Genomic DNA, 12,801 nt, shown 5'->3' with positions numbered 1-12,801 from the left:
CACTAGAGTGCTTCGCCGAATTCACGAGCCACGCGCAGCGCGCTGACCACGCCATCTTCGTGGAAACCATTGGCCCAGTAAGCACCGCAAAAATAGCTGTGGTTGGCACCGAGCAGCTCTTCCCAACGCGCCTGTGCGGCCATGCCGGCCAGGCTGTATTGCGGGTGGGCGTAGGTGTAGCGCGCCAGGATTTTGCTTGGGTCGATGGCGGCGGTCTGGTTCAGGCTGACGCAGAAGGTGGTGTCGCTCTGGATACCTTGCAGGATGTTCATGTCATAGGTGACGGCGGCGGGCTGATCCACTGGGCCGCCGAGGCGGTAGTTCCAGCTGGCCCAGGCCAGTGGCCGTTTCGGTAGCAGGCGGGTATCAGTGTGCAGCACCACGTCGTTATCGGCATAGGGCAGCGCACCGAGGATGGCCTGTTCTGTCGGTGTCGGCGCGGCCAGCAACGCCAGTGCCTGGTCGCTGTGGCAGGCAAACACCACTTTGTCGAAGCGCTCGCTGCCGGCAGCGCTGTGCACGGTCACACCGTCGCCATCGCGTTCAACCCGAGTCACTGCGCAGTTCAGGCGGATGTGTTGCTTGAACGATTCGGTCAATGGCGCCACATAGCTGCTGGAGCCGCCTTCGATCACGCACCACTGCGGGCGGTCGCTGACAGACAGCAAACCGTGGTTTTTGAAGAAGCGCACAAAGAACTGCAGCGGGAAACCGAGCATGTCATTCAGCGACATTGACCAGATTGCTGCGCCCATCGGCACGATGTAATGCTGGATAAAGCGCTCGCTGTAGCCATTGGCCTTGAGGTAATCGCCCAGGGTCATGTCACTGGCGATACGTTGCTGATTAAGGTCGTTCAGCGCCTCGCGGTTGAAGCGCAGGATGTCACGCACCATGCCCCAGAATTTCGGCGACAGCAGGTTACGACGTTGAGCGAACAGGCTGTTGAGGTTATGTCCGTTGTATTCCACGCCGCTGATGGGGTCGCTGACCGAGAAGCTCATCTCGGTGGCCTTGAAGCCCACGCCGAGCTGACTCAGTAGGCGGATGAAGTTGGGGTAGGTCCAGTCGTTAAACACGATAAAACCAGTGTCCACTGCATAGCTCTGGCCATCAACTTGTACATCCACGGTATGGGTGTGACCGCCAATCCAGTCACTGGCTTCAAACACCGTGATGGCGTGGTTACGGTTGAGCAGGTAGGCGCTGGTCAAACCGGCGATACCGCTGCCGATAATGGCGATCTTCATTGGCTGTCCTTAGTCTTGGCTTCAGTGCGGGCCATGCGGGCGCCGATGGCCACCTGCAAACGCTTAGGCAAATGGCCCAGCAGTTTGAGCATGGCGATAAACGGGCCCGGGAAATTGATTTCAAACGGCTGCTGGTGCAGGCGCTCGGCGATATAGCGGGCGGCTTTTTCAACCGGCCAGCGCATCGGCATGGGGAAGTCGTTTTTCTGCGTCAGCGGGGTGTCGACAAACCCAGGGCTGACCAGGGTGACGGCTATGTGCTCGGCGTGCAGGTCGATGCGCAACGCTTCCATCAGGTAGCGCATGGCGGCCTTGGAGGCACCGTAGGCTTCTGCACGTGGCAGTGGCATGAACGTCACCGAGCTGCCCACCCCTACCAGCTGAGCGCGGTTACCCAGGCGCAACAAGGGCAGGGCGGCTTCGATGCAGTAACTGGCCGAGAGCAGGTTGGCGCGCATCACGCGTTCGACCATCGCCGCCTCGAAGGCGCTGACCTCGACATATTCGCAGGTGCCGGCATTAAGGATGGCGCAGTCCAGCGCCCCCCATACCTGGGCAATGTGCTCGCCGATGGCGCGTACCTGGGCGGCATCGCTGAGGTCGCCGGCCATCACCAGTACTTGCTGCGGGTAGCGCTTGGCCAGTGCCTGCAAAGGCTCAAGGCTGCGCGCACTGAGGGCCAGGCGGTGGCCTTGTTCGAGCAGTTGTTCGGCCAGTGCGGCGCCGATGCCACTGCTGGCGCCGGTGAGCCAGATGCGCCGTGCGTTCGCGTTCATGCCAACCTCCGTTTCAGCCAGCGAATTGCCGAGCCGAGTAAGGGCAGATGCTCGTAGAGCAGGCTGCCGGCGTCGAAATAGTCACGGTGACGATAGACCTTGTCCTGCCACAGCAGGTGCGAGCAACCTTCCACGCGGATCAGTCGGCCGCCAGCGAGGCGTGGGTGGCGGTAACTCATGGTCCAGCGCAGGTAGCCTTCACCGTCGCGCACCTGGTCAAAACCGTAGAAGTCAAAGCGCAGTTCGCTGACGTTAGCGTACATCTCGCCGAAGTAACGCTGCATATTGGCCAGTCCGCGCACTTCATGCAGCGGGTCGCAGAACAACGCGTCGTCGCTGTACAGCTGGCCCAGGCGATCGAGATTGTCTTTGTTCAGCCCGGCAAAGTCTTGGGCGAACTGACGCAGAAAGTCGCTCATAGGGCCTCCTCGCCGGCAAAGTGCGGCAGGCTTTTGAATGCGGCCAGCGCGCGCGCGCGGCTCTTGCTCAGGTCGACAATTGGCGTCGAATAGTCGGCGATACCAAACAAACCACCCATCCCAGCAGGGTTGTGGATATTGGTTTTGTTCAGTCCCACCAGTTCAGGCAGCCATTGGCGGATAAAGCGGCCATCTGGGTCGAATTTCTGTGACTGGCTCAGCGGGTTGAAGATGCGGAAATACGGCGCCGAATCGGTACCGGTGGAGGAACTCCATTGCCAGCCGCCGTTATTGGCCGCCAGGTCGCCGTCAATCAGGTGGCGCATAAAGAATCGCTCGCCCTCGCGCCAGTCGATCAGCAGGTTTTTGGTGAGAAACATGGCCACGATCATACGCAGGCGGTTGTGCATCCAGCCAGTAGCCAATAGTTGGCGCATGGCTGCATCAATGATCGGAAAGCCGGTACGCCCTTCCTGCCAGGCTTTCAGCTCCAGCGGAGCATCACGCCAGGCTACGGCCTCGGTTTCCGGGCGGAAGGCTCGGTGCATGGACACGCGCGGGTAGCCCACCAGGATGTGCTTGTAGAACTCGCGCCAGAGCAGTTCGTTGATCCAGGTAATCACCCCCACGTTGCCGCTGTCGAACTCGCCCTGATTAACCTGCAAGGCTGCATGCAGGCATTGGCGTGGCGAGATTACGCCAGCAGCCAGGTAGGCGGACAGCTGGCTGGTGCCGGGCTGTGCGGGGAAGTCGCGGGCGCTTTGGTAGAAGTCGATCTGCTGCGCGGCAAACGCATCCAGACGCCGCGCGGCCTCGGTTTCTCCGGCGGGCCACAGTTCACGCAAGTCCTTCGGGGGCAGGGCGAAGCCGGTAACGTGCTCAGGGATCGCATCCTGTTGGATCGCCAGCGGCGCCTGCGCCTTGGGCGTGGCGACCAGTGCCGGCAGGGCCGTGTGCAGGCGTTGATAGCAGACCTTGCGGAACTGGCTATACACCTGGAAGTAGCCGCCGGATTTGGTCAGTACACTGCCGGGCTTAAAGAACAGTTGATCCAGGTGGCTGCGGAAATTTATCCCCAAGCCATCAAGCGTCTTCGCTACGGCCTGATCGCGGCGGCTTTCATGCACGCCGTACTCTTCATTGACCTGCACGCTGCCAATTTGCAGCTGTTGGCACAATTCGCCAATCACCTGCGGCGCGGCACTCCAGTCGTCAGCCTCACGCACCAGCAATGGCACGTTGAGTTTGCTCAGCTCGGTGGCCAGTTCGTTTAGGTTGCGCAGCCAGAAGTCGACTTTGCTCGGCGCGTCATCGTGCGCCAGCCATTGGCTAGGGCTGATCAGGAACAGCGCCACGGTTGGCCCACTGCTCATGGCGGCGGCCAGGGCGCTGTTGTCCTGCACGCGCAGGTCGGTACGAAACCACATCAGTTGCAGCATGGTATTTCCCATCAGCTGTGCAGCAGGTTGAGATCGGTAAGGCTGTGCAGTGCAGCCAGAGGGTCCGCTGCCAGGCTTAGCTCAGCATTCTGCGCGGTGATCGCCACCAGCTCCTCGGCGTGAATCTGTACCACCTGGCCGACCAGCAGACAGGGGCAGTCGTAACCACCGAGCAGGCGTTGCAGGTGGGTGCTGTTCAGCGCCTGACTGGAATACAGCAACACCGCACGCGGTTGAATGTGCTCAACCGCCAGGGCAAGTTCGGTGGGTGGCAGTGGCCAGTCAAAGACCTCCACTGGGCACCCGGCGCTGCTTGCCAGCCAGGCTGTCAGCCAAAGGCCAGGGGCCATCGGCAGGTCGGAGACGTTGATCAGCAACAGTGACGCGCCGTTGTACTGGCGGTTGTTGTGGTACAGGCGTGCACCAAGTTTGCTGCGCAGCCAGGAATAGAAAAACACGCGCTCGGCCTGTGCGCCGAACTGGTTGCGCCAACGCAGTTCCAGTTCTTCAAACAACGGCAGAAGCAGCTGTTGGCATAGGGTATGGGGCGGATACAGCGCCAACTCGCTGTTGAAACAGTCGTCCAGGCGGCGCTCGTTGAGGTTGCAGATCGCTTCCTGCAGCTGCTGGCGCCGCGCGTCCCATTGCGAGCTGGCTTCGGCAAACGCCGGTTGGCCAGCGCGTAGCAAGCCTTTGACTTGGCTGACCGACACGCCACGATTCAGCCAGGTCAGAATCGCCTGGATGCGTGTGACGTGCTCATCGGCATACAGGCGATGCCCTTTGGGGGTGCGGTGCGGCACGATCAGGCCATAGCGCCGCTCCCAGGCACGTAAGGTAACGGCGTTAACGCCGGTAATACGTGCCACATCGCGGATCGGCATAAAGCCTTGGGCAATGGCCGCCTGGTAGTCGTCGGCGGCTGCGCCGTCATTCATGGGTTCAAGGCTCATAGCGCATTACGCAGGCTGAGGTTTTCCGGGTGGGGCTGCAGGTACACCTGCTGCGCAATATAGGTATCAGGATGGCGACGGAAGTGGTGCTTGAGCAGGGTCATGGGCACTACCAGTGGCACAACGCCATGACGGTATTGGCCGATCAGCTGCTGCATTTCCTGCTTTTCGTCGCTGCTCAGTGATTGCTTGAGGTAGCCACTGAGGTGCTGCAGCACGTTGCTGTGGGTGCGACGAGTGGCGCAGCTTTTCAGGGCGCTCATCAACTCGCTGAAGTAGCGCGGTGCCAGTTCGTTGAGATCTTGCTGGCCAAGGTTGCCGAGCATGCGGCCCAGGTGTTTGTACTGCACCGGGTTGGTGGCCATAAGTAGGTATTTGTAGCGCGAGTGGAAGTCGATCAGGCTTTTGCGCGTCAGGCCATCGCGTAACAGCTGTTGCCATTCGGAGTAAGCAAACACGCGTGTGATGAAATTCTCGCGCAGGATTGGATCATTCAGGCGACCATCTTCTTCCACCGGCAGGTTAGGGTGCCGCGCACAAAATGCCTGGGCAAAGATGCCGCGCCCCGGTTCACTGGGGCGACCGTTTTCCTGGTAAACCTTGACCCGGTGCAAGCCGCAAGACGGCGACTGCTGCATAAAGATGTAGCCGCAGATATCGGTCAACTCACCGGCCATGCGTTCACCGTAGGCGGCCAGCGGCGCGGTGACATCCACCTCACGACTGACCGTACCTACGGCACGTGGCGTCTGAGGATCACCGACCAGGCGGATGGGCTCACGGGGTACGCCCATGCCGATCGCCACTTCTGGGCAGAGCGGGGCAAAGTCGAAGTACTCACTGAGTGTGCGGCTGCACAGGCGTGATTCCTTGTGGCCGCCGTTGTAGCGTACCTCGGTGCCGAGTAGGCAAGCGCTAATGCCCAGTTTGGGTTTGCCAGTGGCGTGTGGTGATGGGCTCATGGGCAACCTCTGATGTGCGACTTGTACAGATCCTGTTGGATGTACAACTTGTCTTCATCATAGGTTTGTAATTGTACAAGTCAATATTTTTGTACAACTACTGTAGGGTTTTGTGTGTAAGGCTGTTACGTCCAGCCCATGCGCCAGTGCTCGGGGTTTTCCAACACATGCCAGTCCAGCCGCTGACAGCGTTGATTGAGCACCGCTTGCAGTTCGATCTGCAGCACCGTGCCTTCCTCGTCGCAGAACAGCTCGGTGACAAGAAAGTGCTTCTCACGGTTCTGCGGCAGCACAGCTGTCCATTTCGACAACAGCAGCTTGCGCGGGTTGAGCCGGTGCTTCGCCGGTGCGTTGTGCGCGCGAGCGGTCATTGCAGGTGCTCAATCAGGCGGCGAGCAGCTTCCTGGCCGCTGAGCCAGGCGCCTTCAACCCGGCCGGACAGGCACCAGTCGCCGCAGGCATAAATGCCCAGGTCGGCATCGGCCAGTACGCCCCACTGGTGCGCGCTGGCGGGGCGCGCATAAAGCCAGCGGTGCGCCAGGCTAAAGGCGGGGGCGGGCACTGCACAGCCGATCAACTCGGCGAAGGCGCCTAGCAAGTGTTCGGTGACGGCTTCCTTGGGCAGATCCAGGTGCTGTTTGGTCCACTGGCTGGTGGCGTGCAGCACCCAGGTGTCGAGCTGGGTATCTCGGCTGGGTTTGCTGCGGTTACGTGCCAGCCAGTCGAGCGGGCTGTCTTGCACGAAGCAGCCTTCGACGCGGGTTTCCAGCGGGGTGTCGAAGGCCAGGGCCACTGCCCAGGTTGGGTCCATGGCCACGCTGGCCGCCGCGCCAGCCAATTTCGGCGCGCTCGACAGCAGCGCTGTGGCCTGAGGCGCGGGGGTGGCAACGATCACATGGCTGAACGGCCCATGGCTGTTGCCTTCGGCGTCCTGCAGGTGCCAGTGCTGCTCGCCGCGGAATACTTCGGTAATGCGGCAGGAGAAGGCCACGGGTAGTGCGCCAAGCATTGCGCGAGTAATTGCACTCATGCGCGGGCTGCCCACCCAGCGCACTTGTTCATCCGGCGAGGCGCTGAGCTGGCCGTTGTTGAAGTTGTAGAGACTGGGGGTCCACTCGGCGACCCAGCCACGCGCTTGCCACTGCTGCACCACCTCGACAAACCGGCGGTCGCGGGCGGTGAAGTACTGCGCGCCCAAATCCAATGCGCCGGCATCGCTACGCTTACTGGCCATACGGCCACCGCTACCGCGGCTCTTGTCGAACAGTTGTACGGGGTGCCCGGCGGCATGCAGCGCCTGCGCGGCAGACAGCCCGGCGATGCCGGTGCCGATGATGGCGATGGGGTGAAGAGCAGTCATGGTCTACCTCGTATTTTCAAGCGTTAGGCTACGCTTTAGACAAAAGCTATACAATATCGTTTTTGTGTATAAGCTATGCCGGAGTCGATCCTGCCTTTCTATAGTTAAGACAACCTGCAGCCGGATTGAAGCCACAAACGCGATTAATCCGTCGGTGGTCACCTATTGAGCACGGTCATACGAGGGCATTTCTATGCACATTCTTCTGACGGGCGGAACCGGTTTGATCGGGCAGGCGCTGTGCCGACACTGGTTGCAGCAAGGCCACCAGCTGACGGTATGGAGCCGAAGGCCCGAGCAGGTCGCGGCGCTGTGCGGGGATGCGGTGCGCGGTATTGGTCGGCTCGAAGAGCTGGGTGAAGAACCGCTGGATGCCGTGATCAACCTGGCCGGCGCACCGATTGCCGACCGGCCCTGGACGCGTAAACGCAAGGCACTGCTGTGGGCCAGCCGGATTGGCCTGACCGAACAATTGCTGGCCTGGCTGGAAAGCCGCGCGCACAAGCCGCAGGTGTTGTTGTCCGGTTCGGCAGTTGGCTGGTATGGCGACGGTGGCGAGCGTGAATTGCATGAAGATTCGCCGCCCGTCAGCAAGGATTTCGCCGCCCAACTGTGCGGTGCCTGGGAAGAAACCGCCCTGCGTGCTGAGGACTTAGGCATCCGTGTGGTGTTGCTGCGCACGGGGCTGGTGCTGGCTGCTGACGGCGGGCTGCTCAAGCGCCTGCTGTTGCCGTTCAAGCTTGGCCTGGGTGGCCCGCTCGGCAATGGTCGGCAGTGGATGCCGTGGATTCATCTCAGCGACCAAATCGCCCTGATTGATTTTCTCCTGCAGCAGGACTCTGCGCGCGGTCCTTATAATGCCTGCGCGCCGACGCCGGAGCGTAACCGCGCCTTCAGCCAGGCCCTGGGTCGCGAGCTGCATCGCCCGGCCTTTATGCCGGCCCCTGCATTTGCCTTGCGCATGCTGCTGGGTGAGCTGTCGGTGCTGCTGCTCGGTGGCCAGCGCGCGATGCCGACGCGCTTGCAGGAGGCTGGCTTCAGTTTTCGTTTTACTCATTTGGATGTGGCCCTGGCAGATTTGCTCGGCCACCACTGATTAGGACTTTGCATGACCGATCACGCCTTGCTGTTGGTAAACCTGGGCTCGCCGGCCTCCACTGATGTGGCCGACGTGCGTCGTTACCTCAACCAGTTTCTGATGGACCCCTATGTCATTGACCTGCCTTGGCCGCTGCGGCGTTTGCTGGTTTCGCTGATTCTGATCAAGCGTCCGGCTGCCTCTGCACATGCCTATGCCTCTATCTGGTGGGAAGACGGCTCGCCGTTAGTGGTGCTGAGCAAGCGTCTGCATCAGGCGATGAAGGCGTCCTGGACCCACGGTCCGGTGGAGCTGGCCATGCGTTATGGCGAGCCGTCGCTGCAAACCGTGCTGACTCGCCTGGCTGCTCAGGGCATCAAGCAGGTCACGTTGGCGCCGCTGTACCCGCAGTTTGCTGACAGCACCACCACCACGGTGATCGAAGAAGCCAAGCGTGTGGTGCGTGAGCAGCAGCTGCCGATTCGCTTTTCCATCCTGCCGCCGTTCTACGATCAGCCGGAATACCTGGATGCCTTGGTGGATAGCGCCAAGCCTTATCTGGAGCAGGATTTCGACCATTTGCTCCTAAGCTTTCATGGCCTGCCGGAGCGGCACTTGCACAAGCTGGATGCCACTGGCCATTGTCTGAAGGGCGACGATTGCTGTCGTACGGCCTCACCTGAGGTGTTGGCCAATTGTTACCGCGCTCAGTGTCTGCGCAGCGCCGAGCTATTTGCCCAGCGCATGGGGCTTAAACCCGAACAGTGGTCGGTGTCGTTCCAGTCGCGGTTGGGCCGCGCCAAATGGATCGAACCCTACACCGAGGCACGTCTCGATGAGTTGGCCAAGCAGGGCGTGAAGAAGTTGCTAGTGATGTGCCCGGCCTTTGTCGCCGACTGCATCGAAACCCTGGAGGAGATCGGCGATCGTGGCCGCGAGCAGTTTGTTGAGGCTGGCGGTGAAAGCCTGCAGCTGGTGCCGTGTCTGAATGATCATCCCAGCTGGGTGACAGCCCTGAAAACCCTCAGCGAGCGTGCACCGCTACAGCTCTAGAGAAATATGCTGTGACGGTTATTCGCCCGAAAGGATGCCGCGCATTCGCCTGGCTAATAACACCTACGAGCGATACTCAGCGCCCTGCAACTCAGCCTAAGCTGGCAGTTCTTTCAACCGTCGTGCACCGCACCAACGGTGCCGAGGAGACTGCCAGTGCTCAACAACAATAACGGCTATCCCTCTTCCACCCGTGCCTGGGTGACTGTCGCCATCCTGATGGTGGCGTACGTGCTGTCGTTTATCGACCGGCAGATTCTCAATCTGCTGGTCGGTCCGATCCGCCGTGACCTGATGATCAGCGACACGCAGATGAGCCTGTTGATGGGCCTGTCCTTTGCGTTGTTCTACACCGTTTGCGGGATTCCCCTAGGCCGTCTGGCCGATACCAAGAGCCGTCGTGGCTTGATTGCTTTTGGCGTGTTGTTCTGGAGTGCCGCCACCGCCGCCTGCGGCATGGCCAAGCTGTACTGGCAATTTCTGCTCTGCCGCATTGGCGTGGGCGTCGGCGAGGCGGCGTTGTCGCCAGCGGCCTACTCGCTGATTGCCGACAGTTTTCCGGCTGAACGCCGCGCTACCGCCATCAGCGTATATTCCATGGGGGTTTACCTCGGTTCCGGGCTGGCCTTTCTGCTCGGTGGCCTGGTGATTCAGTTCGCCTCGGCTCAAGGCGATGTGGTGCTGCCGGTATTGGGTGAAGTACGGCCCTGGCAATTGATCTTTCTGATTCTTGGCGGCGCGGGGATTCTTTTCACCCTGCTCCTGCTGGCGGTCAAGGAGCCTGCACGTCGGGGCGTCGGGGCTGGTGTCGCGGTACCGCTGGCCGATGTTGGCCGGTATATCCGCGCCAACCGGCGTACCGTGCTCTGCCACAACTTCGGCTTTGCCGGCCTGGCGTTTGCCGGGTATGGCAGCGCAGCCTGGATTCCGACTTTCTTTATTCGTACGTACGGTTGGGATGCCGGCCAGGTCGGTATTGTTTACGGCAGCATCGTGGCGGTGTTCGGTTGTTTGGGCATTGTCTTCGGTGGTCGTCTGGCGGACTGGATGGCCAAGCGCGGCAGCAGCGACGCCAATATGCGCGTCGGCCTGTATGCGGCCGTTGGCGCGGTGCCTTTTGTGCTGGCCTTCCCGCTGATGGAAACGGCGCTATGGGCGGCGATTCTGACTGCGCCGACGGTGTTCTTCCTGAGCATGCCATTTGGCGTCGCACCAGCTGCGATTCAGGAAATCATGCCCAACTCGATGCGCGGCCAAGCCTCGGCAATCTACCTGTTTGTCATCACCCTGATCGGCTTGGGCATCGGCCCGACGGCGGTGGCGCTGGTGACCGACTATGTGTTTGCCGATGACATGGCGCTGCGTTACTCACTGCTGATCGTCACCAGCATCGCCGTATTCAGTTCGATTGTGCTGCTGAGCATGAGCCTCAAGCCTTACCGCGAGAGCGTGGTGCGGTTGCAGCAGTGGTCCGCTCAGTCCGCCTGACTACCCAAAAATAAAAAAGCCCCGCATTTGCGGGGCTTTTTAATGGGTGCGAGTTACAGGTCTGGCTCTTCCAGCACGGTCTTGCTGCGCCAGCCTTGGCCGCCTGGCAGCACCAGGTTAAGCACCAGGGCGCAGATGGCGCACAGCGAGATACCGGAGAGGGCGAAGTCGCTGTTGCCGATCACCATGCCGCCGATGCCGAACACCAGAGTCACCGAGACGATGATCAGGTTGCGCGCCTCCGACAGGTCGACCTGATGGCGGATCAGTGTGTTCAGGCCCACCACTGCGATGGAGCCGAACAGCAGGCAGAGGATGCCGCCCATCACCGGTACCGGAATGCTTTGCAGCGCGGTGCCGAACTTACCAACAAAGGCCAGACCGATGGCGAAGCAGGCCGCCCAGGTCATGATTTTCGGGTTGTAGTTCTTGGTCAGCATCACCGCGCCGGTGACTTCCGCGTAGGTGGTGTTGGGCGGGCCGCCGAACAGACCAGCAGCCGAAGTGGCCAGGCCGTCGCCGAGCAGGGTGCGGTGCAGGCCGGGTTTCTTGATAAAGTTCTTGCCGGTCACGCTGCCGATCGCCACTACGCCGCCGATGTGCTCGATGGCCGGTGCCAGCGCCACCGGGACGATGTAGAGAATCGCGCCCCAGTGCAGCTCAGGCGTCACGAACGCCGGAATCGCCAGCCAGGGTGCGGCCGCTATATTGCTGGTGTCGATCACCCCGCAGAACGCCGCGACGATGCAGCCGACGATGATTCCCGCGAGGATCGGCACCAGGCGCAGCAAGCCGCGCGCCATGGCCGCGACCAGTACGGTGGTTATTAGCGCCGACATGGAAATCAGCATGGCGGTTTCATACGGCACCAACTGCGCGCTGCCATCGCCGGCTTTGCCCATGGCCATGTTCACTGCTACTGGCGACAGTGCCAGGCCGATGGAAATGATCACCGGGGCAATCACCACCGGCGGCAGCAGGCGGTCAATAAAGCCCGCGCCTTTAACCCACACCACGGCGCTGAGCAGGATATACACCAGGCCCGATGCAACGATGCCGCCGAGCACGGCAGGTAGTCCAAATTCGCCTTTGGCAGCGAGAATCGGTGCGATAAAGGCAAAGCTGGAGGCCAGGAATACCGGCACCTGACGACCGGTTACCAGTTGGAACAGCAGGGTGCCGATACCCGCGGTGAATAGCGCCACGTTGGGGTCCATACCGGTGATCAACGGCATCAGCACCAGGGCGCCAAAAGCCACAAACAGCATCTGCGCGCCGGAAATACCCTGACGCCAGAGTGGATCGTTGTACTCATCCTGCATGCTTACGCATCCTTCTGTTTGGTACCGAAGATCTTGTCGCCGGCATCACCGAGGCCGGGAATGATGTAGCCGTGTTCGTTCAGGCGCTGGTCGATGGATGCGGTGTAGATCGTCACATCCGGGTGCGCGTCGTTGACTACTTTGATGCCTTCTGGCGCCGCGACCAGGACCATGGCGCGGATTTCCTTGCAGCCAGCTTTTTTCAGCAGGTCGATGGTGGCGACCATCGAGCCGCCGGTGGCGAGCATGGGATCGATGATCATGGCCAGGCGTTCGTCAATTTCCGGCACCAGTTTTTCCAGGTACGTGTGCGCCTGCAGCGTTTCTTCGTTGCGCGCCACACCGACCGCGCTGACCTTGGCGCCCGGGATCAGGCTAAGCACACCTTCAAGCATGCCGATGCCGGCGCGCAGGATCGGCACCACCGTGATTTTTTTGCCGGAGATTTTTTCCACCTGCACGGTGCCGCACCAGCCCTCGATCTCGTAGTTTTCCAGGGGCAGATCCTTGGTCGCTTCATAGGTCAGCAGTGCACCGACTTCCTGAGCCAGCTCCCGAAAATTCTTCGTGCTGATATCGGCGCGGCGCATCAGGCCGAGTTTGTGACGGATCAGCGGGTGGCGGATCTCGAGGATGGGCATGGCGGGGTCTCCGGCAGGACGGGTAAAAAACTGGCCTAGATTAAAGCATTGGCTATGCCA

Annotated in this window: 13 protein-coding genes; 3 read left to right on the top strand and 10 right to left on the bottom strand. The window is 61.0% G+C overall.

The window, feature by feature from the left end; all coding sequences use genetic code 11:
- Nucleotides 1-2: 2 nt before the first annotated feature.
- From CUR33_RS11720 to CUR33_RS11685, 8 genes are all read right to left on the bottom strand, one after another.
- A complete protein-coding gene (locus CUR33_RS11720; RefSeq protein WP_170048200.1) occupies nucleotides 3-1,250 on the bottom strand; it encodes an NAD(P)/FAD-dependent oxidoreductase in 1,248 nt (415 codons plus the stop codon).
- Nucleotides 1,247-2,026, bottom strand: a complete 780-nt coding sequence (locus tag CUR33_RS11715; RefSeq protein ID WP_289239741.1) for an SDR family NAD(P)-dependent oxidoreductase — start codon at nucleotides 2,024-2,026, stop codon at nucleotides 1,247-1,249. The genes CUR33_RS11720 and CUR33_RS11715 overlap by 4 nt, the downstream gene beginning before the upstream one ends.
- Entirely contained in the window at nucleotides 2,023-2,445 is a 423-nt protein-coding gene (locus CUR33_RS11710; protein ID WP_282876543.1) for a nuclear transport factor 2 family protein, read from the bottom strand. Before CUR33_RS11710 ends, CUR33_RS11715 begins: the two co-directional genes overlap by 4 nt.
- Nucleotides 2,442-3,881, bottom strand: coding sequence for a deoxyribodipyrimidine photo-lyase (gene phrB / locus CUR33_RS11705; protein ID WP_170048254.1), 1,440 nt, complete (start codon nucleotides 3,879-3,881; stop codon nucleotides 2,442-2,444). Before phrB ends, CUR33_RS11710 begins: the two co-directional genes overlap by 4 nt.
- 14 nt (nucleotides 3,882-3,895) lie before the next feature.
- A complete protein-coding gene (locus CUR33_RS11700) occupies nucleotides 3,896-4,837 on the bottom strand; it encodes a MerR family transcriptional regulator (protein ID WP_420875455.1) in 942 nt (313 codons plus the stop codon).
- Nucleotides 4,834-5,799 carry a YbgA family protein gene (locus CUR33_RS11695; RefSeq protein WP_289239740.1) on the bottom strand — a complete coding sequence of 322 codons (966 nt, stop codon included), beginning with the start codon at nucleotides 5,797-5,799 and terminating at the stop codon, nucleotides 4,834-4,836. The genes CUR33_RS11700 and CUR33_RS11695 overlap by 4 nt, the downstream gene beginning before the upstream one ends.
- A gap of 125 nt (nucleotides 5,800-5,924) precedes the next feature.
- A complete protein-coding gene (locus tag CUR33_RS11690; RefSeq protein WP_289239739.1) occupies nucleotides 5,925-6,170 on the bottom strand; it encodes a TIGR02450 family Trp-rich protein in 246 nt (81 codons plus the stop codon).
- A complete protein-coding gene (locus CUR33_RS11685; protein ID WP_289239738.1) occupies nucleotides 6,167-7,159 on the bottom strand; it encodes an NAD(P)/FAD-dependent oxidoreductase in 993 nt (330 codons plus the stop codon). Before CUR33_RS11685 ends, CUR33_RS11690 begins: the two co-directional genes overlap by 4 nt.
- A gap of 193 nt (nucleotides 7,160-7,352) precedes the next feature.
- Here CUR33_RS11685 and CUR33_RS11680 point away from each other — a divergent pair, with 193 nt between their 5' ends.
- From CUR33_RS11680 to CUR33_RS11670, 3 genes are all read left to right on the top strand, one after another.
- Nucleotides 7,353-8,255 carry a TIGR01777 family oxidoreductase gene (locus CUR33_RS11680; RefSeq protein ID WP_289239737.1) on the top strand — a complete coding sequence of 301 codons (903 nt, stop codon included), beginning with the start codon at nucleotides 7,353-7,355 and terminating at the stop codon, nucleotides 8,253-8,255.
- A 12-nt stretch (nucleotides 8,256-8,267) separates the two neighbouring features.
- Nucleotides 8,268-9,290: a ferrochelatase gene (gene hemH / locus CUR33_RS11675; RefSeq protein WP_090251488.1), complete on the top strand. Its 1,023-nt coding sequence runs from the start codon at nucleotides 8,268-8,270 to the stop codon at nucleotides 9,288-9,290.
- 156 nt (nucleotides 9,291-9,446) lie between these two features.
- Nucleotides 9,447-10,778: a spinster family MFS transporter gene (locus CUR33_RS11670; protein WP_170048194.1), complete on the top strand. Its 1,332-nt coding sequence runs from the start codon at nucleotides 9,447-9,449 to the stop codon at nucleotides 10,776-10,778.
- Between the two features lie 53 nt (nucleotides 10,779-10,831).
- Here CUR33_RS11670 and CUR33_RS11665 read toward each other — a convergent pair whose 3' ends face one another.
- Nucleotides 10,832-12,100 (bottom strand): uracil-xanthine permease family protein, encoded by a 1,269-nt coding sequence (locus tag CUR33_RS11665; protein WP_289239736.1) that lies wholly within the window; start codon nucleotides 12,098-12,100, stop codon nucleotides 10,832-10,834.
- 2 nt (nucleotides 12,101-12,102) lie between these two features.
- On the bottom strand, nucleotides 12,103-12,741 hold the full coding sequence (gene upp, locus CUR33_RS11660; RefSeq protein ID WP_108487097.1) for a uracil phosphoribosyltransferase: 639 nt from the start codon (nucleotides 12,739-12,741) through the stop codon (nucleotides 12,103-12,105).
- Nucleotides 12,742-12,801: the final 60 nt, after the last annotated feature.

It is taken from the genome of Pseudomonas sp. FEMGT703P (assembly GCF_002786345.1).
GTDB classification, from domain to species: Bacteria; Pseudomonadota; Gammaproteobacteria; order Pseudomonadales; family Pseudomonadaceae; genus Aquipseudomonas; species Aquipseudomonas peli.
This window is presented reverse-complemented; position numbering and strand designations above follow the sequence as displayed.